Genomic DNA, 20,697 nt, shown 5'->3' on the forward strand with positions numbered 1-20,697 from the left:
TCCGCAATCAGAAATACGCGGTCTCACTGAGCTCAAGGCAACAGTGCCGGCCTATTGCGCAAAGCCAGTAGCTAGCGCGTGACAGCGGACTTGCCTCGGCCCCGCCCAGCTCCAGGGAAATGATCTGGTTCAACGTCGCGTCGAAGGACGACGTCGATGCGCTATGGCATTGGCCTATACCGCCGCCCGTGCCAAAAAGCGTCAATGGCGCTTTGCAGAGCGGTCGCGCCCTTGACAGCGGCAAAACGCTTCGCTCAAATGTTATGGTATAACATCTAAACGGAAGCGTTATGAGCAGGTGCAGGGTTTCAACGAGGTCTATTGCGATTGCGGCGGTTACGGGCTTGGCATCGATGCCGGCGTTGGCACAGGAGGACGACACGGCTGTGCTCGATGACGTGGTCGTCATGGCGGATCAGGACGGGGCAGGTAGCCAGGGCTATCAGGCACGGCGCTCCGCCAGCGCGACCAAGACGGATACGCCACTCGAGGAGATCCCCCAGGCAGTCAGCGTCATCCCGGCAACGGTGCTCGACGACCTGCGCAGCCCCCGCATCGAGAAAGCCCTGGATTACGCGGGCGGCGTGGCCCGCCAGAATGATTTCGGCGGTTTGACGATGTACGAGTACAGCATCCGCGGGCTGACCACCTCGGAGTTCTACAAGGACGGCTTCAGCGTCAACCGCGGCTATATGAACCCCCAGGATTCATCCAACGTCGAGCGCATCGACGTGCTCAAGGGGCCGGCGTCCAGCCTCTATGGTCGAGGCGATCCGGGCGGCACCATCAACATTGTCAGCAAGCGCCCGCAGCAGGACCGGTTTGCCCGGCTGGACCTCAGCGCCGGTCGCTGGGATCGCTACCGCGGCAGCCTGGACGTGAATACGCCGCTCGATGGCGAGGGCACGATGCTCTATCGGATGAATCTTGCGGTAGAGGACAGCAACAGCTTTCGTGATCACCGCGCCGGTGAGCGCCAGTTTTTCGCACCGGCGTTCAGCTGGGAGTTCTCGCCTGAGACCCGCCTGCTGGTGCAGGCCGAGGTGATCCGCAACAGCCAGGTATTCGACCGTGGCGTGGTTGCGCCGCATGACCACCTGGGGAGCGTGTCGCGTGCCGACTTTTTCGGCGAGCCCGGTGACGGCGACATCGACAACAACAACGAGACCCTGCAGGCCGAGCTCGAGCACGACCTGAACGCCAGCTGGACGCTCCGCCTGGCCAGCCACTACAAGCAGGGACGCCTGAGTGGCGGTGCCACGGAGGCGAGTTTTCTCGACGATGACGCGCGCACCCTCAGCCGCGAATACCGCTACCGCGATTACGATTGGCAGGACAGCATCACCCAGCTGGAGCTGCGCGGCCTGGTCTACACCGGCAGCGTCGAGCACAACCTGCTGATCGGCACCGAATACGAGCGCTTTGCCAAGACCGAAGAGGTGCTGCGCACCCGCCCCATCTCGCAGATCGACATCTACCAGCCTGTGTATGGGCAGCCACGGCCGCCATTCAGCGTTGGCCCCGGCGGGCGTAGCACCGATCGCCACGAGCTGATCCATTCCAGATCGCTGAACCTGCAGGACCAGATGCGCTTCAGCGAAAAGGTGTTCGGCGTCATCGGCGCGCGCTACGACCATTACGAGCAGCGCCTGGACAACGAAGTCGCCGGCACCCGTGCCGAGCAGACCCATGAAAAGGTCACGCCGCGCGTTGGGGCGCTTTACCAATTCATCCCTGAAGTGGCGGTATTCGCCAACGCTTCGCAGTCGTTCAAGCCCAACACCGGCGCGCCACGACCCGGTGCCGGAACGTCGTTCGATCCGGAGGAGGGCGTTGGCTACGAAGCGGGCTTCAAATTCGACCTGCTCGACAGTCGTCTGGGTATGACCGTCGCTGCCTTTCACCTGACCAAGGAAAACGTCCTCACCGCCGATCCGGTTGACTCCGCGTACCAGATCGCCGCTGGCGAAGTGCGCAGCCGCGGCATCGACCTGCAGCTGACGGGACAGCTGACCGACGAAGTCCGCGTGATCGGCGCCTACGCCTATGTCGATGCCGAAGTCACGGAAGACAACACCCTGGCGCGCGGCAGTCGCCTGCTCAACGTGCCCGAGCACAGCGGCAGTCTGCTCGGTGTGTATGAGTTCCTCGACGGCGAACTGCGCGGTTTGGAGCTGGGCGGCGGGGTCAATTACGTCGGTGAGCGCTCCGGCAACGTAGCGGACAGCGGTTTCGAGCTGCCGGGTTACACCACCGTGGATCTGCTGGCGCGCTACCAGGCCACGCCGGACCTGACGCTTGGCGTGAACCTCAACAACGCGCTCGACCGCACCTACTACGAGCGCTCCTACAGCAACGTCTGGGTGATGCCGGGCGAGCCGCGCAACCTCAGCCTGAGTCTGTCGCTGAATCTGTAACGCAGAGTCGGTCCACCCCGGGCCGGCTCGTCATTCTCTAGATCCAAAAGGATGGAAGATGAACAAGTACCACGCGAAATACGCCATGGCTTTGATGGCTGCACTGATGGCAGGGCAGGCCGCCGCCCATGGCATGTGGACCGAAGAGCGCCGCGGCAATATCGAAGTGATCTACGGCCACGGCGCCGAAGACAACGCCTTCGATCCGAAGAAGATCTCCGGCGCCTGGGCGGCTGATCACCATGGCGGCCGAATCCCGGTTACCGTTGAGCGGCTCGAGGACCATGCGCGCCTCAAGCCACTGGAGTCCGCCGCGGTGCTCAGCGTGGCGCTGGATAACGGCTACTGGACCCAGGCGCCGGACAAGCAGTGGCTCAACGTCGGCGAAACCAAGGTCCCCGGCGCGCTGGATTCCGGGCATTACTACAAGTACAGCCTGACGGTGCTGGAGGAGGGTGCCAAGCTGCCTGCACTGGACAAGCTCAAGCTGGCCATCGTGCCGCAGCGTGATCCGTTGTCGGTGGAAGTGGGCAAGGCGCTGGAGGTTCAGGTCCTGGTCGATGGTAAACCGGCCGCCGATGTCGAACTGATCGCCGACTACGTGAACAACCCCGACGAAGTGGCCGCGACCACCGACAAGCAGGGCAAGGCGATGATCACCGTGCGCAACCACGGCCTGAACGTCATCGCCGCCTCCACCACCGTGCCGAGCGAAGACCCGGACGCACGCGTGCGCGGCATGTTCTCTTCGCTGAGTTTCGTCAGCGCCAAGCACGAGCATTGAAGGGCATCGTCCTTCCGCCCGCCAAGGCCGATCGAACGCAATCGCTGCGGATAACCGGTGGTTCGCGACATTGGGCGCGCAGCACCACGCTACCGACAACACGCTCGCCCCATGTAAAGGCCCCGGATGCTCATCCGGGGCCTTGGCTTATGACGATGGCCACATGGCGTGGCGGTCGCGGTCATAGTCGAGCCGGCATGGCGCTTTCCCAGGCGGCCATTCGGCTGCCTCATGGATCCGAGGGCCCCGCTCTGGAGCGTTGCGTTGAATCTCCAATCCACCCCCTTCATCGCCGGGGCGACCTGCCGCTGGCGCGCCCGTCGCTCGACAGCGCGGCTAGCGTGCCGCCGTCTGGCTGCCAGCCTTCGGTTCGACCAAGGGGAAGTCGGGGCTGAAGCTGTCCATCAGCCCTAGCAGCTCGAGCACCTTGCTGGCCTCGCCGTCGACACGGATCTCGCCGCTTTGCAACGCCTTCGCAAAGCTGCTTTCGCCCAGCAGGATGCTATCGAGCGTCTTGCGCGTCAGGGTCAGCGCGGCGTCCGGGTTGCTGGCCTGGCGATCGGCGAGCCAGGTCAGCGCACTGTTTTGCAGATTCAGCCGAAAGCGCTCGTCGGTATCGGTGAATACCCAGTTGATCACGATGTGCTTGCCTTCGGCCTTGGGTCCGTTCAGCCGCACGCCGAGCAGGTCGAAGAACATGCCGGTATCCAGGGAACGGAGCAGGTCGGCCCGCAGGCGGGGATCGCTGGGAGGGGTTTCGCGTGGTGCGCGTAAATCCTGCGCACCGGACAGGTAAACGTCACGCCAGGGTCCGGATTCCGCCTGATAGCCCAACTGCTCGAGGGCGTCGGCCTCCAGCTGACGGGCTGCGCGGTTGTCCGGCTCGGCAAACACGGCCTGGCTCATCACCGACGCCACCCAGCGGTAATTGCCCGCGGCGTAGTCGGCACGCGCGCGCTCGAGTACCGCCTCGATACCGCCCATGTACTCGATGGTCTTGCGTGCTGCATCGACCGGGGCGGGTGGGTCCAGGTTGGCCGGGTTGCCGTCGTACCAGCCCAGATACCGCTGATAGACACCGCGCGCGTTATGGCGAAGGGTGCCGTAGTAACCGCGGGCATACCAGCGGTTGGCCAGGCTCGTTGGCAGTTGCAAGGCCTCGGCGATCTCTCCGGGTCGGTAGCCCTGGTTCATCAGCCGCACCGTCTGGTCGTGAATGTATTTGTAGAGGTCGCGCTGGCCCGCGAGGAATTCTTGAGCGTGCGCGCTATCCCAAACCGGCCAATGGTGCTGCGCAATGATCACATCGCTGATCGGGCCGTAGCGATCCAGCGCCTCGTCGATATAACGCGACCATTGGCTGGCATCCCGCACCTCTGCGCCGCGCAAGGTATAGACGTTGTGCATCTGCTGAGAGGTGAGCTCGGCGGTGTTCAGCACGCGCTGGGCTGGGAAATACATCATCATCTCGGCCGGGGCCTCGCTTTCCGGGGCGAGCTGGAAGTCGATGTCTACCCCGTCGATCCGGCGAACGCCATTCTCGCTGATCAGGTCGGTCGGCTGGATGAGCGTCAGAGGACCGCGCGCGAGCCCCTTGCCGAGCCCGGTGTCGATGTGGCCTTGCGGGTCGATCGGCAGGTCGGTGCCGTACATGTAGCGGGCGCGACGGGTCATGGCATTGCCGGCGATGACGTTCTCGCTGACCGCATGCTCCATGAACCCGGTCGGTGCATAGATGTGCACCGCGCCGGCATCCACCTCGGCCTGGCTGGTTACGCCCTTGACGCCACCGAAGTGGTCGACGTGGCTGTGCGTGTAGATGACCGCCACCACCGGCCGGTCCGCTCGGTGTTGGCGATACAGGGCCAGCGCTGCCCGTGCAGTGGCGGGGGTGAGCAGCGGGTCGATGATGATCAGCCCGGTCTTGCCCTCGACGATGGTCATGTTGGCCAGGTCCATCCCGCGTACCTGATAGATGTCATCGGTGATGCGGAACAGACCATGAATGGCGTTGAGTCGGGCTTGCCGCCAAAGGCTGGGATTGACGCTGGGTGGCGCCTGCTCTTCGTTCAGGAAGGCGTACGGCTTGTTGCTCCAGGCGCGCTGGCCGTTGCCGTCGCTCACCTCGGCGTCTGGCAGCGCGGCCATGAAGCCGCGCTGGGCATCTTCAAAGGCTTGTCGGTCGCTGAAATCCAGCTGGCCAGCTACGGCGGCGTTCGCGTCGCGAGTAGCGGCGGTGGCGGGACCAGCTTCGGCATGGGCGACCGCCGCGAACGAAACGATCGCCGCAATGGCACTGATAAGACGCGTCGACATGGCAGCTCCTTGGTGGCAGTGGCGTCAGGCCGATAGGCCTCGCATTCGTTGCCACTCTGCCGGCGCACTGGTGATAATTCCAATGCAATCAAATACAGAATCCGATGCAGGACGCGCATGAACGATCTTCGCCAACTGCGCCATTTCGTGGCGCTCGTGGACCATGGACACTTTTCCCGCGCGGCCGATGCCCTGCACTTGAGCCAGCCGGCGCTCAGCCGCAGCATTCAGGCCCTGGAAGCCGCGCTTGGCTGTCCATTGTTGAATCGCCATAGCCGCGGGATCAGCCTGACGGCCCAGGGGCGCCTGGTCGAGGCGCATGCCCGACGCCTGTTGCTGGGCAGCCGCGCCCTGATCGAGGCGGTGCAGCAGATCGACAACCTCGAAGCCGGGCAGCTGCGTCTTGGCGCGGGTCCGTTCCCGGCGTCGCGGCTGGTGCCCGAAGCCCTCGCCAGGCTGGTCGACAGGCACCCGCGGCTGGCGGTCACGGTGACCGTCGGCGATTGGAGGACGCTGCGCGAGGCCCTGCTCGATGAGCGCATCGAGCTGTTCGTCGCCGATATTCGCGAGCTGGAAAGCGATCCGGCGCTGGAAATCGTGGCGCTGCCGGTGCATCCGGGCACGCTGGTCTGCCGGCCGGGGCACCCATTGCTTGCCCAGCGCCACGTGAGGTTCGAAGACCTCGCACGTTACCCCTTGGCAGGCTCGCAACTGCCAGAACCCGTGGAACAGGCGGTGCTGGGCGAAACCGGACGCGAAATGCTCAGCATCCAGTGCGACAACTTCCTGCTCCTGATGAAACTGACCGAGCAGAGCGACGCGATTTGCCTGGCGCCACGCGATGTCGTCCAGGAGGCGCTCGACGAGGGACGCCTGACAAAACTCGATCCGCTCAGCGAACGACTGAGCCACCATTCCGCATACGGGCTGGTACACCGACGCGGCCATCAGCTGTCGCCGGCGGGCCATGCGTTGCGTGCGGAAATTTTGCGGTGAGCGCAGGTACCTGGCGAAGACAAAGACGGCGCGGAGGTCGCCCGCAGCCCATCGCGCCAGGCGGTGGTGCAGACCAATTAAATAGGTTTTTAGCGGTTGCCGGGTGTCGGCTGGTGACACCGGGAGGGCGACATGCGAGCCGTTGAAAACGAGCCCGAATGATCGAAAGATGGCGCATCCGGCGGGATTCGAACCCACGACCCCTGCCTTCGGAGGGCAGTACTCTATCCAGCTGAGCTACGGATGCGTTGCGGGGCGCAATCATACGCATGTCGTTAGCGGTCGTCCATGGCGGTTCGGCGGGCTGGGCGGCGGAGGGCGGGCAGGCTGCGGTGCGTCGCGGGGCTGCTATCAGGGCGGGCTATGGTTCGTTAATTTTTTCGAACATGGTGTTGCCTGTTGTCGGGCTATGGGCCTAGCATTCGTTCGGGATTTCAAACGCTTTCAGGCGATAGGAACCCAGAGCTTGCCGCTCGCTCTGAGGTAGCTCAGGCGGTTCCATCCCCAAACGCCTCATATCGGCCAGACGGCCTCGGTCCAATTCCCGGTATCACGCCGGCTCTCAGGAGACTGCCATGCAACTCAAAGACACCACGCTGTTCCGCCAGCAGGCCTATATCGACGGCGCCTGGCAGGACGCGGACAGCGGCCAGACGATCAAGGTCAACAACCCGGCCAGCAACGAGATTCTTGGCACCGTGCCGAAGATGGGCGCCGCCGAAACCCGCCGCGCCATCGAAGCGGCCGAGCGCGCGCTGCCGGCCTGGCGCGACCTGACCGCCAAGGAGCGTTCGCAGAAGCTGCGCCGCTGGTTCGAGCTGATGATGGAGAACCAGGACGATCTGGGCCGGCTGATGACGCTGGAGCAGGGCAAGCCGCTGGCCGAGGCCAAGGGCGAGATCGCCTATGCCGCCTCCTTTATCGAGTGGTTCGCCGAAGAGGCCAAGCGCGTCTATGGCGACACCATCCCGGGGCATCAGAAAGACAAGCGCATCATCGTGATCAAGCAGCCGATCGGCGTCACCGCCGCCATCACGCCGTGGAATTTCCCGGCGGCGATGATCACCCGCAAGGCCGGTCCGGCGCTGGCGGCGGGTTGCACCATGGTGCTCAAGCCGGCAAGCCAGACGCCATTCTCCGCGCTGGCCCTGGCCGAGCTGGCCGAGCGTGCCGGGATTCCCAAGGGCGTGTTCAGCGTGATCACCGGATCGGCCGGCGACATCGGCGATGAGCTGACCGCCAACCCGACGGTGCGCAAGATCAGCTTCACCGGTTCCACCGAAGTCGGCGCCAAGCTGATGGCGCAGTGCGCACCGGGGATCAAGAAGGTCTCGCTGGAACTGGGCGGCAATGCGCCGTTCCTGGTGTTCGACGATGCCGACCTCGACGAGGCGGTCAAGGGTGCGATGCAGTCCAAGTACCGCAACGCCGGGCAGACCTGCGTCTGCGTCAACCGCATCTATGTGCAGAACGGTGTGTACGACGAGTTCGCCAGGAAATTCCAGGCGGCGGTGGAGAAGCTGAAGGTCGGCAATGGCCTGGAAGAGGGCACCGATATTGGCCCGCTGATCGACGACCGCGCGGCGGCCAAGGTCAGGGAGCACATCGAAGATGCCGTCGCCAACGGTGCGCAGGTGGTCACCGGCGGCAAGGCGCACCAGATGGGCGGCAGTTATTTCGAGCCGACGCTGATGGTCAACGTGCCGCACAACGCCAAGGTGGCCAAGGAAGAAACCTTCGGTCCGCTGGCGCCGCTGTTCCGCTTCGAAGACGAAGCCGAGGGCATCGCCCTGGCCAACGATACCGAGTTCGGCCTGGCCGCCTACTTCTATGCTCGCGACCTGGGGCGCGTATTCCGCGTGGCCGAGGCCATCGAGTCAGGGATGATCGGTATCAACACCGGAATGATCTCCACCGAGGTGGCGCCGTTCGGCGGCGTGAAGTCGTCCGGCCTGGGCCGTGAAGGCTCCAAATACGGCATCGAGGATTATCTGGAGATCAAGTATCTCTGCCTCGGGCTGTAAAACGCCCCGCAGTACCAGAAGGAGCCAGTCCCGTCCGGGGCTGGCTCCTTTTTTCGTTTATGGCGGCTTATCCCGCTGGTCAATAAGCCGAGCCGGTAGCGCCCAATCGCGCGAGGGTCTGCTGTTATTTGCGGACTGCGGGTATCCGAGCACCTCACTGGCGCGCCCCGAGCGCCGCTATCACCAGCGAAGACGGTGACGCGCGGGCGCGATGCAACGTTGTGGCAGTTGTCAGTCGATGTGATTGTTGCCACGCTCTCGACATGCAGAAATGAGTCGACTATTCTGCTGTGCGAAACATAGTTCCGTGAAATTACAAATCCAATCATCATTTCACAAAGCGGAGGCCTGTCATGTCGGACGCCGTACGGCTCGAACGTCAGGGCGAGATTGCTCTGATCACGGTCAACAACCCACCGGTCAATGCGCTCGGCCATTCCGTGCGCGAAGGCTTGCTGCATGCTTTTCAGAGCGCCGAGGCGGACCCGCAGGTGCGCGCCGTGGTGCTGGTCTGCGAAGGCAATACGTTCATCGCCGGCGCTGACATCAAGGAATTCGGCAAGCCGCCGCAGGCGCCGAGCCTGCCGGAGGTGATCGAGGTCATCGAGGGTTCTGGCAAGCCGAGCGTCGCCGTGATCCATGGCACGGCCCTGGGTGGCGGCCTGGAAGTCGCGTTGGGCTGCCATTACCGCATCGCCCGCAAGGACGCCAAGGTCGGCTTGCCGGAAGTGAAGCTGGGCCTCTTGCCCGGCGCTGGGGGTACGCAGCGCCTGCCACGCCTGGCGGGCGTCGCCAAGGCGCTCGACATGATCGTCAGCGGCACGCCGATCGGTGCGGCCGAGGCCGTCGAGCACAACATCGTCGATGAGCTGTTCGACGGCGAGCTGGCTGAGGCGGGTATCAGCTTTGCGCGCCGCCTGCTCAATGCCGACCGCGGCCCGCGTCGCAGCGGCGAGCAAACCTTCGGTCTGGAAGGCGCCGACAACGAGGCGCTGATCCGCGCCAAGCATGCCGAAGTCGCCAAGCGCATGCCGGGGCTGTTCTCGCCGCTGCGCTGCATCGCGGCAGTCGAAGCGGCGACCCAGCTGCCGCTGGCCGAGGGCCTCAAGCGCGAGCGTGAGCTATTCGCCGAGTGCCTGAACTCACCGCAACGCGGCGCGCTGATCCATTCCTTCTTCGCCGAACGCCAGGCGAGCAAGATCAACGATCTGCCGGCGGATGTGAAACCGCGGGCAATCAACACCGCCGCGGTGATCGGCGGCGGTACCATGGGCGTCGGGATCGCCCTGTGCTTCGCCAATGCCGGGGTGCCGGTAAAGCTGCTGGAGATCAACGAAGAGGCGCTACAGCGCGGCCTGCAGCGCGCCCGTGACACCTACGCGGCCAGCGTCAAGCGCGGCAGCCTGACCGAGGAGGCGATGGAAAAGCGCCTCGCGCTGGTCACCGGTGTCACGGATTACGGCGCGCTGGCCGACGTCGACGTAGTGGTCGAAGCCGTGTTCGAGGAGATGGGCGTCAAGCAGCAGGTCTTCGAACAGCTGGATGCGGTATGCAAGCCCGGTGCGATCCTCGCGTCCAACACCTCGTCACTGGACCTGAACGTCATCGCCGCCTTCACCAAGCGCCCCGAAGACGTGGTCGGCCTGCACTTCTTCAGCCCGGCCAATGTCATGCGCCTGCTGGAAGTGGTGCGTGGCGAGAAGACCAGTCATGAGGTGCTCGCCACCGCCATGGCCATCGGCAAGAAACTGAAGAAGGTCTCGGTGGTGGTCGGCGTCTGCGACGGCTTCGTCGGTAACCGCATGGTCTTCCAGTACGGGCGCGAGGCGGAATTCCTGCTGGAGGAGGGCGCCACGCCGCAGCAGGTCGATGGTGCGCTGCGCAACTTCGGCATGGCCATGGGGCCCTTTGCGATGCGCGATCTGTCCGGCCTCGACATCGGCCAGGCGATCCGCAAGCGCCAGCGCGCGACACTGCCGGCGCATCTGGATTTCCCTACCGTGTCCGACAAGCTCTGCGCCGCCGGCATGCTTGGGCAGAAGACCGGCGCCGGCTACTACCGCTACGAGCCGGGCAACCGCACGCCGCTGGAGAATCCCGAGCTCGCGCCTATGCTCGAAGCAGCCTCGCGGGAAAAGGACATCGAGCGCCGCGAGCTGGACGAGCAATACATCGTCGAGCGCTGCATTTTTGCGCTGGTCAACGAGGGTGCGAAGATTCTCGAAGAAGGCATCGCCCAGCGCTCCAGCGATATCGACATCATCTACCTGAACGGCTACGGCTTCCCGGCCTTCCGTGGTGGCCCGATGTTCTACGCCGACAGCGTTGGCCTGGACACCGTGCTGGCGCGGGTCAAGGAGCTGCACGCACGGTGCGGCGACTGGTGGAAGCCAGCGCCGCTGCTGGAAAAACTGGCCGCCGAAGGCCGCACCTTCACCGACTGGCAGGCCGGGCAATGAGCGCCGCCCGCCTGCAATCCGAACGCACCATGAGGACCTTCCCATGAACGTCAACTACACGGCCGAAGAGCTCGCCTTCCGCGATGAAGTGCGCGCCTTCCTGACAAACGAGCTGCCGGCGGACATCGCTGCCAAGGTCAAGCTTGGCAAGCACATGTCCAAGGAAGACCATCAGCGCTGGCAGCAGATCCTGGTCAAGCGCGGCTGGTACGCGCCGGGCTGGCCGGTGGAGCTGGGCGGCACCACCTGGGGCCCGGTCGAGAAGCACATCTTCGACGAGGAGTGCGCCGCGTTCGGTGCGCCGCGCAGCGTGCCCTTCGGCGTCAACATGGTCGCGCCGGTGATCATCAAGTTCGGCACCCAGCAGCAGAAAGACTACTACCTGCCGCGCATCCTCTCGGGTGAAGACTGGTGGTGCCAGGGCTATTCCGAACCGGGCGCCGGCTCCGACCTGGCAAGCCTGAAGACCCGTGCGGTGCGTGACGGCGACCACTATGTGGTCAACGGCCAGAAGACTTGGACCACCCTCGGCCAGCACGCCAACATGATCTTCTGCCTGGTGCGCACCGATCCTGAAGCCCAGCAGCAGCGCGGCATCAGCTTCCTGCTGATCGACATGAGCACGCCAGGCATCAGCGTGCGGCCGATCATCACCCTGGACGGCGACCATGAGGTCAACGAAGTCTTCTTCGACAACGTCCGCGTGCCGGTGGAAAACCTCGTCGGCGAGGAAAACCAGGGCTGGACCTGCGCCAAGTACCTGCTGACCCACGAGCGCACCGGCCTGGCCGGCATCGGCGCGTCGAAGGCTGCGCTGGCGCACCTCAAGCGCATCGCCATGAAGGAAGTCTGCGACGGCAAGCCGATGCTCGAAGACCCGCTGTTCCGCGCTCAGGTCGCGGAAGTCGAGATGCAGCTGATGGCCATCGAGATGAGCACCCTGCGCATTCTCGCCGCGGCGAAAGAGGGCGGTGTGCCCGGCGCCGAGTCCTCGATCCTCAAGGTCAAGGGCACCGAAATCCGCCAGGCCATCACCAGCCTGCTGCGCAAGGTCATCGGGCCGTACGCGCTGCCGTTCCTCGAGGAAGAGTTGCAGCTGGACTACGACGGCGAGCTGTTGCATGCCGACTACAGCGCGTCGCTGGCCGGCGACTACTTCAACATGCGCAAGCTGTCGATCTTCGGCGGCTCCAACGAAATCCAGAAGAACATCGTCTCGAAGATGATTCTCGAGCTGTAAGGGGGCACCGCAATGGACTTCAAACTGACTGAAGAGCAGCAAATGCTGCAAGACACCGCGGCGCGTCTGGTGCGCGACGCCTACCCGTTCGAGCAGCGCGAGAAATTCAGCGAGTCGGAACTGGGCTTCTCAGCCGAGTTCTGGGCGCAGCTGGGCGAGCTGGGCCTGACTGCCGTGCCGTTCTCCGAAGAGATCGGCGGCTTCGGTGGTGGCGGCGTGGAAACCATGCTGGTGATGACCGAGCTGGGGCGCGGCCTGACGCTGGAGCCCTACCTGCAATCGGTGATCTTTGGCGGCGGGCTGTTGAATCAGCTGGGCAGTGACGCGCAGAAGGCTGATCTGCTGCCGCAGGTGGCGGCCGGTTCGCTGCAATTGGCGGTCGCCTTCGAGGAACCGCAGAGTCACTACAACCTCAACGATGTGCAGACCAAGGCCGAGGCGGCCGACGGCGGCTATCGCCTGAGCGGCCGCAAGGCGGTGGTGATTGGCGGGCACAGCGCCGGCAAGCTCATCGTCTCGGCACGTACGGCAGGCGATAGCCGTGACGAGGCCGGGATCAGCCTGTTCCTGATCGACCCGACTGCCCAAGGCGTCAGCCGTCGCGTCTACCCGACCATCGACGGGCGCAAGGGCTGCGAACTGTTCCTCGACAACGTGCAGGTCGGTGCCGATGCCGTGCTGGGCGAGATCGGCAACGCGCTCCCGGCGCTGCGCTACCAGCAGGGTCGCGCCATCGCCGCGCAATGCGCCGACGCGCTGGGCAGCATGGACGAAGCCTGCAAGCTGACCCTCGACTACCTGAAGACGCGCAAGCAGTTCGGCGTGCCGATCGGCAAGTTCCAGGTCCTGCAGCACCGCATGGTCGACATGCAAACCGAGCTGGAGCAGGCCACCAGCATGGCGATCCTCGCGGCGACCTTTGCCGATGGTGAAGACAACGACGACCGCCGTCGTATCATCGCCGCCGCCAAATACATCTGCGCCCGCGCCGCCCGCAAGGTGGCCGAAGAAGCGATCCAGCTGCACGGCGGCATCGGCATGACCTGGGAATACAACCTCGCCCACCACGCCAAGCGGCTGGTGATGATCGCCCACCAGTTCGGTGACGATGACCATCATCTGAAGGCGTACGCGAAGTTGATGCAGGTGGCGTGATCGCCTGACCGCACGACAACCGAACCCGCTCTCAGGAGCGGGTTTTTTTATCAGAGCAAAATGTCGGCAAGGGACGCCGCTCGGTAGGGTGGATGTCGCTTTTCACATCCACGCGGTTGGGTCGGCACGGTGGATCGGTGGAGCGTGATCCACCCTACGATGGCCGGTGTGACGCAGGGGCTGATACCACGGTTCGCACAAGTGCCGTGCGGCGAAAGCGCGCCGTTGCCAGCGCTGCAGTTCGTAGGGTGGATGTCGCTTTTCACATCCACGCGGTTGGGTCGGCACCGGTGGATCGGTGGAGCGTGATCCACCCTACGATGGCCGGCGTCGCACAGGGGCTGATACCACGGTTCGCATAGGTGCTGTGGTGGCGAAGCGTTATGTCGCCGTAGCCAGCGCTGCAGCCTGAGCCTGGTGGTGCGGCTCCAGCTCCGGCAGCAGGTGTTCGGACCAGAGTGTCGGCTTGAAGGACTCGCGAAAGAAGCCGAAATGGCCGATGCGATCCGCGCCGACTTCGCTGGGCGCAATCCGACGCAGGGTTTTTGGCGCGCCGGTATAAAAACCGTGCAGCGATTCGGTGTTGCGTGCCGACATCATTTCGTCGTCGGTGAACGAAAGTGAGGTCAGCGGCGTTCGCACCGCGGCGAAGGCCTGACGCATGGGTTCGCCCTCGATACCGACCAGGTAGTCCGGGTGCAAGCACCAGCGTCGCCATTGGCGAATGACGCCGGCGGGCAGGTCGCCCACGGCGCCGATACGGTCACCCGGAAAGTACCCGGCGATCGCCGTGAGCGCCGGCGCCAGGCCGTGCCAGAGCAGCCAGGCCTTGCGCCGGATCTGCGGGCTATTCTCGCGCCAGTAGCCGCTGCCCGCCGCGATGGTGACGATGCGGCTCAGCCGTCCATGACCTTCGACCAGCGGCAGGATCTGCGCGCCGACGCTGTGGCCGATCCAGTAGATCGGCAACTCGCCGGCAGCGTCGGCTACCGCCGCCAGCACGGCGCTGCAGTCGTGGCGGGCCCAGTCGAGGATGTCGACCTGCAGCTGGCGCAGCGGTACGCGGCGGGAGCGGCCCATGCCCAGATAGTCGAAGGTGACGACCAGATAGCCTTGCTCGGCGAGCCAACCGGCAAAGGTGGCGTAGAAGCGTTGCTTGACGCCCATCGCCGGTACGATCAGCACCGCCCCGCGTGGTGTGCCCGCTGCTGGGTACCAGTAGCTGGACAGCAGATGACCGTTGCCGTTGTCGATCGAGCGCTCTTGTGCCTGTATCGTCGCCATTTTTTGTTCTCCGCTCTTCTAGGTTTGCCACGCGCCATGCAGTATACGAAGAGCAGAAGATAATTCTAGAAAAATATTCTAGTTCACCTTGGAGGTCGGATGGCTCGCAGTAGCCGTAAACAGGAAATCCTGCAGGCCGCACTCGCCTGTTTCACCGAGTTCGGTGTCGAGGCGACCACCATCGAGATGATCCGCGATCGGTCAGGAGCGAGCATCGGCAGCCTCTACCATCATTTCGGCAATCGTGAGCGGATCATCGCGGCGCTGTACCTGGAAGGCATCGGTGAGTATGCGGCGCTGCTGGAGGCCGGGCTGATCGAGACGCTGGATGCCGAGGCGTGTGTGAAGCTATTCGTGACCAGCTATATCGACTGGGTGGTGGCGAACCCCGACTGGGCCCGCTTCGTGCTGCACAACCGCGGACGGGTTGAGGCCGGCGAAATGGGTGAGCGGCTGCGTGAAGTCAACCAGGCGCACGGCGAGCGGGTCAGCACCATCCTGCGGCGGCATCGGGACAGCGGCGCCTTTCGGCGGATGCCGGGTGACTGTTTCCTGGCCGTGGTGATCGGGCCCTGCCACGACATGGCGCGCAACTGGCTGGCCGGGCGCTCTCGCACCGCGTTGGCCGATGTACGCGAATTGCTCGCGGAGATCGCCTGGGCCAGCGTCAGGGCGCAATAGATGAGGACGGCTCGCCGGCCCGGCAGCGTCTCCGCGCGGGGACTGGCGTGGCCGCGCTAGCGATCAGACGCCCAGGCTCTCGATATCGCGGGCGAGCATTTCCAACTGGTGTGCCAGGGAGCCGCGCAGCGTCTCTTCGCTGAGCTGGAAGGAGGGCGCACCACAGGTCAGCGCCATGATGCTGCCGTCGGCCAGGTGCAGCGGCACCCCGGCTGCCTTGACGTTACGGTCCCAGTCGCCGAGCGACAGGCAGAAGCCGTGACGGCGGAACTCTTCGAAGGAGCCTTCCAGTGACTGCTTCATGGCGGGCCAGTCGTCGCCGTACTTGGCTTCCAGCGCGGCCATGAGGTGCTCGCGCTCCTTTTCCGGGGTGGCGGCCAGAAAGGCACGGCCCGCGGAGGTGGTCGCCAAGGGCAGGCGGACGCCAACATCCATGCGCAACGTCGAAACCTCGGCCGGGCGGCAGTTTTCCACGTAGATCATCGACAGGCGATCACGGCATGTCAGGCCGACCGACGTGTTGGTCCGGCGGGCGAACTCATCCATGTAGGGCTTGGCCAGCTGGCGCACGCGAAGATTGGACACGTAGGCGTAACCCAGTGCCAGAACGCCGGAATCGAGCTGATATTTCTCCAGCTGCTGGGAATAGCTGAGATAGCCAAGCTTGGTCAGGGTGTAGGTCATGCGCGACACGGTGGGCTTGGGCAGGCCGGTGATCCGTGCGATGTCCTGATTGCCCATCACCACCGAACCGTGGGTAAAAGCGCGCAGCACGTCCAGGCCACGAGACAGGGCCTCGACGAACTTGCGGTCTTTCGGGTTCTCGATGTCTTCAGCGTCGCTCATGATGATGTCGGTCTTTTTCCGGTAGTGGGGCAGCGGGGGCGAACGATAGCAGAACGCCTTGAGAGGCAGCAGTACGGCTGCGCCGGCGCGTGTCATCGTCCGAGGTCAGGAAGATCCTCCGCTCTGTCGATGGGCATTGTTTCATAGTAGTGGAAAAATCCCACTCCGAATTTCGCACAGTAAAATTGTGATTCGCTAAAGCGGCACCTGTTTGTGGTGGGGCCCCACCGGAGGGCTGTCCCCTGTCGAGCCTGCTGGCGGGGCGGCGGCACGCTGAGCTGCGGCGTCGGGCCGGTTCGTTTCATCTATTCGATCCAAAATCAGCCGACGAACGGCAAAGCGGTGCATAGGCGCCCCGACGCGCTCTGCCGCCTGTCGAGCGCGCACGGCGCGGCTCGGGAAAAGTCATGCCGCGCTTGTTGCTCGGGGGGCTTTCTGATATAAAGCAGCGCTCTTTTCTAGGGGCCCGGTTTCTTCGCTTGCCGCGTAGCCGGTAAGACCCCAATGAAACGTGGCGCTGAGCGCCGAAAGACAAGTGAATTCAAGCGGCCAACCCATGCCGGGTTGGGCATGTGGTTTTAGAGGGCTGAGGCATGTCGAGAGTCTGTCAAGTTACCGGTAAGGGTCCGGTAACCGGGAACAACGTTTCCCACGCAATGAACAAAACCCGTCGTCGTTTCCTGCCGAACCTGCAGCATCATCGCTTCTGGGTCGAGTCCGAGAACCGCTTCGTCCGTCTGCGCCTGAGCGCCAAGGGCATGCGTATTATCGACAAGCGCGGCATCGACGCCGTTCTGGCTGAACTCCGCGCTCGCGGCGAAAAGGTTTAAGGAGAACTATCATGCGTGATCTGATCCGTTTGGTGTCCAGCGCCGGTACCGGCCATTTCTACACCACCGACAAGAACAAGCGCACTACGCCCGACAAGATCGAAATCAAGAAGTACGATCCGGTCGTGCGTAAGCACGTGATCTACAAGGAAGCCAAGATCAAGTAATTGATCGGCCCTTGAAGGAAAAACCCGCCAGCTGGCGGGTTTTTTCGTTTCTGGTCTGCCGTCACGCGGTCTTGCGGATGGCCCCGGCGAGGCGCTCGATCATGGCGTCGATGTGCTCGCGTTCGACGATCAAGGCCGGTGACAGCGCAATGGTGTCGCCGCTGGCGCGCGCCAGCAGGCCGTCGGCGAAGCACTGGCGGAACACCTCGTAGCCGCGCTTGCCAACGCCGTCGGGGTGCGCCGCGAACTGGATACCGGCAACCAGGCCAACGGTGCGGATGTCGGTCACGTTGGGCAGCCCCTGCAGGCTGAACAAGGCGTCCTGCCAGTAGCCTTCGAGCTCGATGGCTTTCTGGAACAGGTTTTCACGCTGATAGATTTCCTGCGTGGCCAGGGCGGCAGCGCAGGCGACCGGATGCCCGGAATAGGTGTAGCCATGGAAGAACTCGATGGCGCTTTCCGGGCCCTGCATGAAGGCGTCGTGAATCTGTTCGTCGACGAACACCGCCCCCATCGGGATCGCGCCGTTGGTCAGGCCCTTGGCGCAGGTGAGGATGTCCGGCGTGACGCCCCAGCGCTGTGCGGCGAAGGCCTCACCGACGCGGCCGAAGCCGGTGATCACTTCGTCGAAGATCAGCAGGATGCCGTGCTTGCGGGTGATCTCGCGCAGGCGCTGCAGGTAACCTTGCGGCGGCAGGATCACACCGGCGGACCCGGACATCGGTTCGACGATCACCGCCGCGATGTTCTCCGCCCCGTGCAGGGTGACCAGGCGCTCCAGTTCGTCGGCCTTTTCGGCGCCCTGTTCCGGCAGCCCGCGGCTGAAAGCGTTGCGTTGCAGGTCGAGCGTATGCGGCAGATGATCGACTCCCGGCAACAGCGCGCCGAATGCCTTGCGGTTGTTGGCCATGCCGCCCACCGAAATGCCGCCGAAGCCGACGCCATGGTAAGCGAGCTCACGCCCGATCAGCCGCGTGCGACTGCCTTGGCCGATCGCGCGCTGGTAGGCCAGGGCAATCTTCAAGGCGGTATCGGCCGATTCCGAGCCTGAGTTGGTGAAGAACACCCGGTTCAGCCCGGCCGGGCTGATCTGCGCCAGCCGCTCGGCCAGCTCGAAGGGCAGCGGATGGCCCATCTGGAAGGTCGGCGCGAAGTCCAGCTGGGCGATCTGCCGGCTCACCGCTTCGGTGATTTCACGCCGCCCGTGTCCGGCGTTGCAGCACCACAGCCCGGCCGTGCCGTCGATCACTTGGCGCCCCTCGGTGTCTGTGTAATACATGCCCTCGGCCCGTTCGAGCAGGCGTGGGCTGCCCTTGAACTGACGGTTGGCGGTAAAAGGCATCCAGAAGTGGTCGACGCAATCGTGGGTCATGGCGCGCTCCGGCAGGGCAGTTTTGGCGGCTATGCTGGTACACGACAGCCATTACGGGTAGCCAGCGGTTTCGGCGAGTCTATGTTTAATAAAACGAACAAAACAAGCCGGAAACCGGCGGACGCGTAAAAAATATTGATAGCCCCGGCGCCCCTGGTTTAGGGTGCCTCTCTGATTAGTCAATTGTTACCGAGGACGTTTCATGACCACCCTGACACTTGCCGATTGGCAACAGCGCGCTCGCGACCTGCGCATCGAAGGCCGGGCCTTCATCCAGGGCGAATACACCGCGCCCAGCGCCGGCGCCAGCTTCGATTGCATCAGTCCGGTCGACGGCCGCGTGCTGGCGCAGGTGGCCAGCTGTGACGAGGCCGACGCCGATCGGGCCGTGATCAGCGCGCGCATGGCGTTCGAATCCGGTGCCTGGTCGCGCATGGCGCCGGCCAAGCGCAAGGCGACGATGATCCGCTTCGCCAACCTGATCCAGGCCAACGCCGAGGAGCTGGCGCTGCTGGAAACTCTGGACATGGGCAAGCCGATCAGCGATTCGCTGGGCATCGACATCCCCGGCTCGGCCAACGCGCTGCGCTGGTCGGGAGAGGCGATCGACAAGATCTACGATGAAGTGGCGGCGACGCCGCACGATCAGCTGGGCCTGGTGACCCGCGAACCGGTGGGTGTGGTGGCGGCCATCGTGCCATGGAACTTCCCCCTGATGATGGCCTGCTGGAAGCTCGGCCCGGCCTTGGCCACGGGTAACTCGGTGATCCTCAAACCTTCGGAGAAATCGCCACTGACTGCCATCCGCGTGGCGCAGCTGGCCATCGAGGCGGGTATCCCGCCGGGCGTGCTCAACGTGCTGCCGGGCTACGGCCACACCGTGGGCAAGGCGCTGGCGCTGCACATGGATGTGGATACGCTGGTGTTCACCGGTTCCACCCGGGTCGCCAAGCAATTGATGATCTATGCCGGCGAATCGAACATGAAGCGCGTCTGGCTGGAGGCGGGCGGCAAGAGCCCGAACATCGTCTTCGCTGATGCGCCGGATCTCGAAGCGGCAGCTCGTTCCGCAGCCAGCGCCATCGCCTTCAACCAGGGCGAGGTCTGCACGGCGGGCTCGCGGCTATTGGTGGAGAGTTCGGTCAAGGAGCGGTTCCTGCCGATGGTGGTGGACGCGCTCAAGGGCTGGAAGCCGGGCAACCCGCTGGATCCGGCCACCAATGTCGGCGCGCTGGTCGATACCCAGCAGCTCGACACCGTGCTCGGCTACATCGAGGCGGGTCGCAACGACGGCGCCCAGGTGCTGATCGGTGGCCAGCGCACCATGCAGGAGACGGGCGGCCTCTATGTCGAGCCGACCATCTTCGACGGTGTCAGCAATGCCATGAAGATCGCGCGAGAAGAGATTTTCGGTCCGGTGCTGTCGGTGATCACCTTCGATACCGCGGCCGAGGCCGTGAGCATCGCCAACGACACCCCGTATGGCCTGGCCGCAGCGGTATGGACAGCGGATCTCTCCAAGGCCCACCGCACCGCACGCGCGCTGCGGGCCGGCAGCGTCTGGGTCAACCAGTACGACGGTGGCGACATGACCGCGCCGTTCGGCGGCTTCAAGCAGTCCGGTAACGGTCGCGACAAGTCGCTGCATGCGTTCGACAAGTACACCGAGCTGAAGGCGACCTGGATCAAGATCTAAAAGGCAGGAACCGTAGGGTGGATGTCGCTTTTTACATCCACCTTGTTGCACCGTCACGGTGGATCGGAGAAGCGCGATCCACCCTACGAGGCCTGTCGGTGATCACCTTCGATACCGCGGCCGAGGCCGTGAGCATTGCCAACGACACCCCGTATGGCCTGGCCGCAGCGGTATGGACGGCGGATCTCTCCAAGGCCCACCGCACCGCACGCGGGTTGCGGGCCGGCAGCGTCTGGGTCAACCAGTACGACGGTGGCGACATGACCGCGCCGTTCGGCGGCTTCAAGCAGTCCGGTAACGGTCGCGACAAGTCGCTGCATGCGTTCGACAAGTACACCGAGCTGAAGGCGACCTGGATCAAGATCTGAGAGGTAGGAACCGTAGGGTGGATGTCGCTTTTTACATCCACCTTGTCGCACCGCCACGGTGG

At 64.2% G+C, this 20,697-nt stretch carries 15 protein-coding genes, 1 tRNA gene and 1 pseudogene; 12 read left to right on the forward strand and 5 right to left on the reverse strand.

Going from position 1 to position 20,697, the window contains the following annotated elements; translation table 11 throughout:
* Positions 1 to 290: 290 nt before the first annotated feature.
* Both KVO92_RS11230 and KVO92_RS11235 read left to right on the forward strand, forming a co-directional pair.
* The gene (locus tag KVO92_RS11230) at positions 291 to 2,417 is read left to right on the forward strand and encodes a TonB-dependent siderophore receptor (RefSeq protein ID WP_423836230.1); all 2,127 of its coding nucleotides are present in this window, start codon (positions 291 to 293) and stop codon (positions 2,415 to 2,417) included.
* 58 nt (positions 2,418 to 2,475) lie between these two features.
* A complete protein-coding gene (locus tag KVO92_RS11235; RefSeq protein ID WP_217475736.1) occupies positions 2,476 to 3,201 on the forward strand; it encodes a DUF4198 domain-containing protein in 726 nt (241 codons plus the stop codon).
* A 336-nt stretch (positions 3,202 to 3,537) separates the two neighbouring features.
* On the opposite strand, the gene KVO92_RS11240 is transcribed toward KVO92_RS11235, so the two are convergent.
* Positions 3,538 to 5,517: an alkyl/aryl-sulfatase gene (locus KVO92_RS11240; protein WP_217475737.1), complete on the reverse strand. Its 1,980-nt coding sequence runs from the start codon at positions 5,515 to 5,517 to the stop codon at positions 3,538 to 3,540.
* Positions 5,518 to 5,634: 117 nt separating this feature from the next.
* Here KVO92_RS11240 and KVO92_RS11245 point away from each other — a divergent pair, with 117 nt between their 5' ends.
* Entirely contained in the window at positions 5,635 to 6,513 is an 879-nt protein-coding gene (locus KVO92_RS11245) for a LysR family transcriptional regulator (protein ID WP_217475738.1), read from the forward strand.
* A 170-nt stretch (positions 6,514 to 6,683) separates the two neighbouring features.
* On the opposite strand, the gene KVO92_RS11250 is transcribed toward KVO92_RS11245, so the two are convergent.
* Positions 6,684 to 6,760, reverse strand: a tRNA-Arg gene (locus KVO92_RS11250).
* 328 nt (positions 6,761 to 7,088) lie between these two features.
* Between KVO92_RS11250 and gabD the strand changes: the two genes are divergently transcribed.
* The 4 genes from gabD (at position 7,089) to KVO92_RS11270 (ending at position 13,391) form a co-directional block, all read left to right on the forward strand.
* Positions 7,089 to 8,537: an NADP-dependent succinate-semialdehyde dehydrogenase gene (gene gabD / locus KVO92_RS11255; protein WP_217475739.1), complete on the forward strand. Its 1,449-nt coding sequence runs from the start codon at positions 7,089 to 7,091 to the stop codon at positions 8,535 to 8,537.
* 353 nt (positions 8,538 to 8,890) lie between these two features.
* Positions 8,891 to 10,996 carry a 3-hydroxyacyl-CoA dehydrogenase NAD-binding domain-containing protein gene (locus KVO92_RS11260; protein WP_217475740.1) on the forward strand — a complete coding sequence of 702 codons (2,106 nt, stop codon included), beginning with the start codon at positions 8,891 to 8,893 and terminating at the stop codon, positions 10,994 to 10,996.
* A gap of 43 nt (positions 10,997 to 11,039) precedes the next feature.
* A complete protein-coding gene (locus KVO92_RS11265) occupies positions 11,040 to 12,236 on the forward strand; it encodes an acyl-CoA dehydrogenase family protein (RefSeq protein ID WP_019341979.1) in 1,197 nt (398 codons plus the stop codon).
* Positions 12,237 to 12,248: 12 nt separating this feature from the next.
* Complete coding sequence (locus KVO92_RS11270; RefSeq protein WP_217475741.1) at positions 12,249 to 13,391, forward strand: acyl-CoA dehydrogenase family protein; 1,143 nt, start codon at positions 12,249 to 12,251, stop codon at positions 13,389 to 13,391.
* Between the two features lie 381 nt (positions 13,392 to 13,772).
* Here KVO92_RS11270 and KVO92_RS11275 read toward each other — a convergent pair whose 3' ends face one another.
* Entirely contained in the window at positions 13,773 to 14,675 is a 903-nt protein-coding gene (locus KVO92_RS11275) for a serine aminopeptidase domain-containing protein (RefSeq protein ID WP_217475742.1), read from the reverse strand.
* Between the two features lie 99 nt (positions 14,676 to 14,774).
* Between KVO92_RS11275 and KVO92_RS11280 the strand changes: the two genes are divergently transcribed.
* Positions 14,775 to 15,356: a TetR/AcrR family transcriptional regulator gene (locus tag KVO92_RS11280; RefSeq protein ID WP_217475743.1), complete on the forward strand. Its 582-nt coding sequence runs from the start codon at positions 14,775 to 14,777 to the stop codon at positions 15,354 to 15,356.
* Positions 15,357 to 15,419: 63 nt separating this feature from the next.
* Here KVO92_RS11280 and KVO92_RS11285 read toward each other — a convergent pair whose 3' ends face one another.
* On the reverse strand, positions 15,420 to 16,205 hold the full coding sequence (locus tag KVO92_RS11285) for an IclR family transcriptional regulator (protein ID WP_423836243.1): 786 nt from the start codon (positions 16,203 to 16,205) through the stop codon (positions 15,420 to 15,422).
* Positions 16,206 to 16,795: 590 nt separating this feature from the next.
* Here KVO92_RS11285 and rpmB point away from each other — a divergent pair.
* Together rpmB and rpmG are read left to right on the forward strand one after the other, a co-directional pair.
* Positions 16,796 to 17,032: a 50S ribosomal protein L28 gene (gene rpmB, locus KVO92_RS11290; protein ID WP_014854578.1), complete on the forward strand. Its 237-nt coding sequence runs from the start codon at positions 16,796 to 16,798 to the stop codon at positions 17,030 to 17,032.
* Positions 17,033 to 17,043: 11 nt separating this feature from the next.
* The gene (gene rpmG, locus KVO92_RS11295; protein ID WP_014854577.1) at positions 17,044 to 17,199 is read left to right on the forward strand and encodes a 50S ribosomal protein L33; all 156 of its coding nucleotides are present in this window, start codon (positions 17,044 to 17,046) and stop codon (positions 17,197 to 17,199) included.
* A 61-nt stretch (positions 17,200 to 17,260) separates the two neighbouring features.
* On the opposite strand, the gene KVO92_RS11300 is transcribed toward rpmG, so the two are convergent.
* Complete coding sequence (locus tag KVO92_RS11300; RefSeq protein WP_217475745.1) at positions 17,261 to 18,571, reverse strand: aspartate aminotransferase family protein; 1,311 nt, start codon at positions 18,569 to 18,571, stop codon at positions 17,261 to 17,263.
* 202 nt (positions 18,572 to 18,773) lie between these two features.
* Between KVO92_RS11300 and KVO92_RS11305 the strand changes: the two genes are divergently transcribed.
* Positions 18,774 to 20,267: an aldehyde dehydrogenase gene (locus KVO92_RS11305; protein ID WP_217475746.1), complete on the forward strand. Its 1,494-nt coding sequence runs from the start codon at positions 18,774 to 18,776 to the stop codon at positions 20,265 to 20,267.
* Positions 20,268 to 20,359: 92 nt separating this feature from the next.
* Positions 20,360 to 20,635, forward strand: a pseudogene (locus KVO92_RS11310) (aldehyde dehydrogenase family protein); the annotation flags it as partial.
* Positions 20,636 to 20,697 lie beyond the last annotated feature (62 nt).

This window comes from Stutzerimonas stutzeri (assembly GCF_019090095.1).
GTDB lineage: Bacteria > Pseudomonadota > Gammaproteobacteria > Pseudomonadales > Pseudomonadaceae > Stutzerimonas > Stutzerimonas stutzeri_AN.

What these genes read in the sequence shown, in the direction of transcription:
- KVO92_RS11270 (WP_217475741.1), top strand. Translation starts at nt 12,249, where the DNA reads ATGGACTTCAAACTGACTGAAGAGCAGCAAATGCTGCAAGACACCGCG.
- KVO92_RS11265 (WP_019341979.1), top strand. Translation starts at nt 11,040, where the DNA reads ATGAACGTCAACTACACGGCCGAAGAGCTCGCCTTCCGCGATGAAGTG.
- KVO92_RS11240 (WP_217475737.1), bottom strand. Translation starts at nt 5,517, where the DNA reads ATGTCGACGCGTCTTATCAGTGCCATTGCGGCGATCGTTTCGTTCGCG.
- rpmB (WP_014854578.1), top strand. Translation starts at nt 16,796, where the DNA reads ATGTCGAGAGTCTGTCAAGTTACCGGTAAGGGTCCGGTAACCGGGAAC.
- KVO92_RS11275 (WP_217475742.1), bottom strand. Translation starts at nt 14,675, where the DNA reads ATGGCGACGATACAGGCACAAGAGCGCTCGATCGACAACGGCAACGGT.
- gabD (WP_217475739.1), top strand. Translation starts at nt 7,089, where the DNA reads ATGCAACTCAAAGACACCACGCTGTTCCGCCAGCAGGCCTATATCGAC.
- rpmG (WP_014854577.1), top strand. Translation starts at nt 17,044, where the DNA reads ATGCGTGATCTGATCCGTTTGGTGTCCAGCGCCGGTACCGGCCATTTC.
- KVO92_RS11235 (WP_217475736.1), top strand. Translation starts at nt 2,476, where the DNA reads ATGAACAAGTACCACGCGAAATACGCCATGGCTTTGATGGCTGCACTG.
- KVO92_RS11230 (WP_423836230.1), top strand. Translation starts at nt 291, where the DNA reads ATGAGCAGGTGCAGGGTTTCAACGAGGTCTATTGCGATTGCGGCGGTT.
- KVO92_RS11260 (WP_217475740.1), top strand. Translation starts at nt 8,891, where the DNA reads ATGTCGGACGCCGTACGGCTCGAACGTCAGGGCGAGATTGCTCTGATC.
- KVO92_RS11245 (WP_217475738.1), top strand. Translation starts at nt 5,635, where the DNA reads ATGAACGATCTTCGCCAACTGCGCCATTTCGTGGCGCTCGTGGACCAT.
- KVO92_RS11280 (WP_217475743.1), top strand. Translation starts at nt 14,775, where the DNA reads ATGGCTCGCAGTAGCCGTAAACAGGAAATCCTGCAGGCCGCACTCGCC.
- KVO92_RS11305 (WP_217475746.1), top strand. Translation starts at nt 18,774, where the DNA reads ATGACCACCCTGACACTTGCCGATTGGCAACAGCGCGCTCGCGACCTG.
- KVO92_RS11300 (WP_217475745.1), bottom strand. Translation starts at nt 18,571, where the DNA reads ATGACCCACGATTGCGTCGACCACTTCTGGATGCCTTTTACCGCCAAC.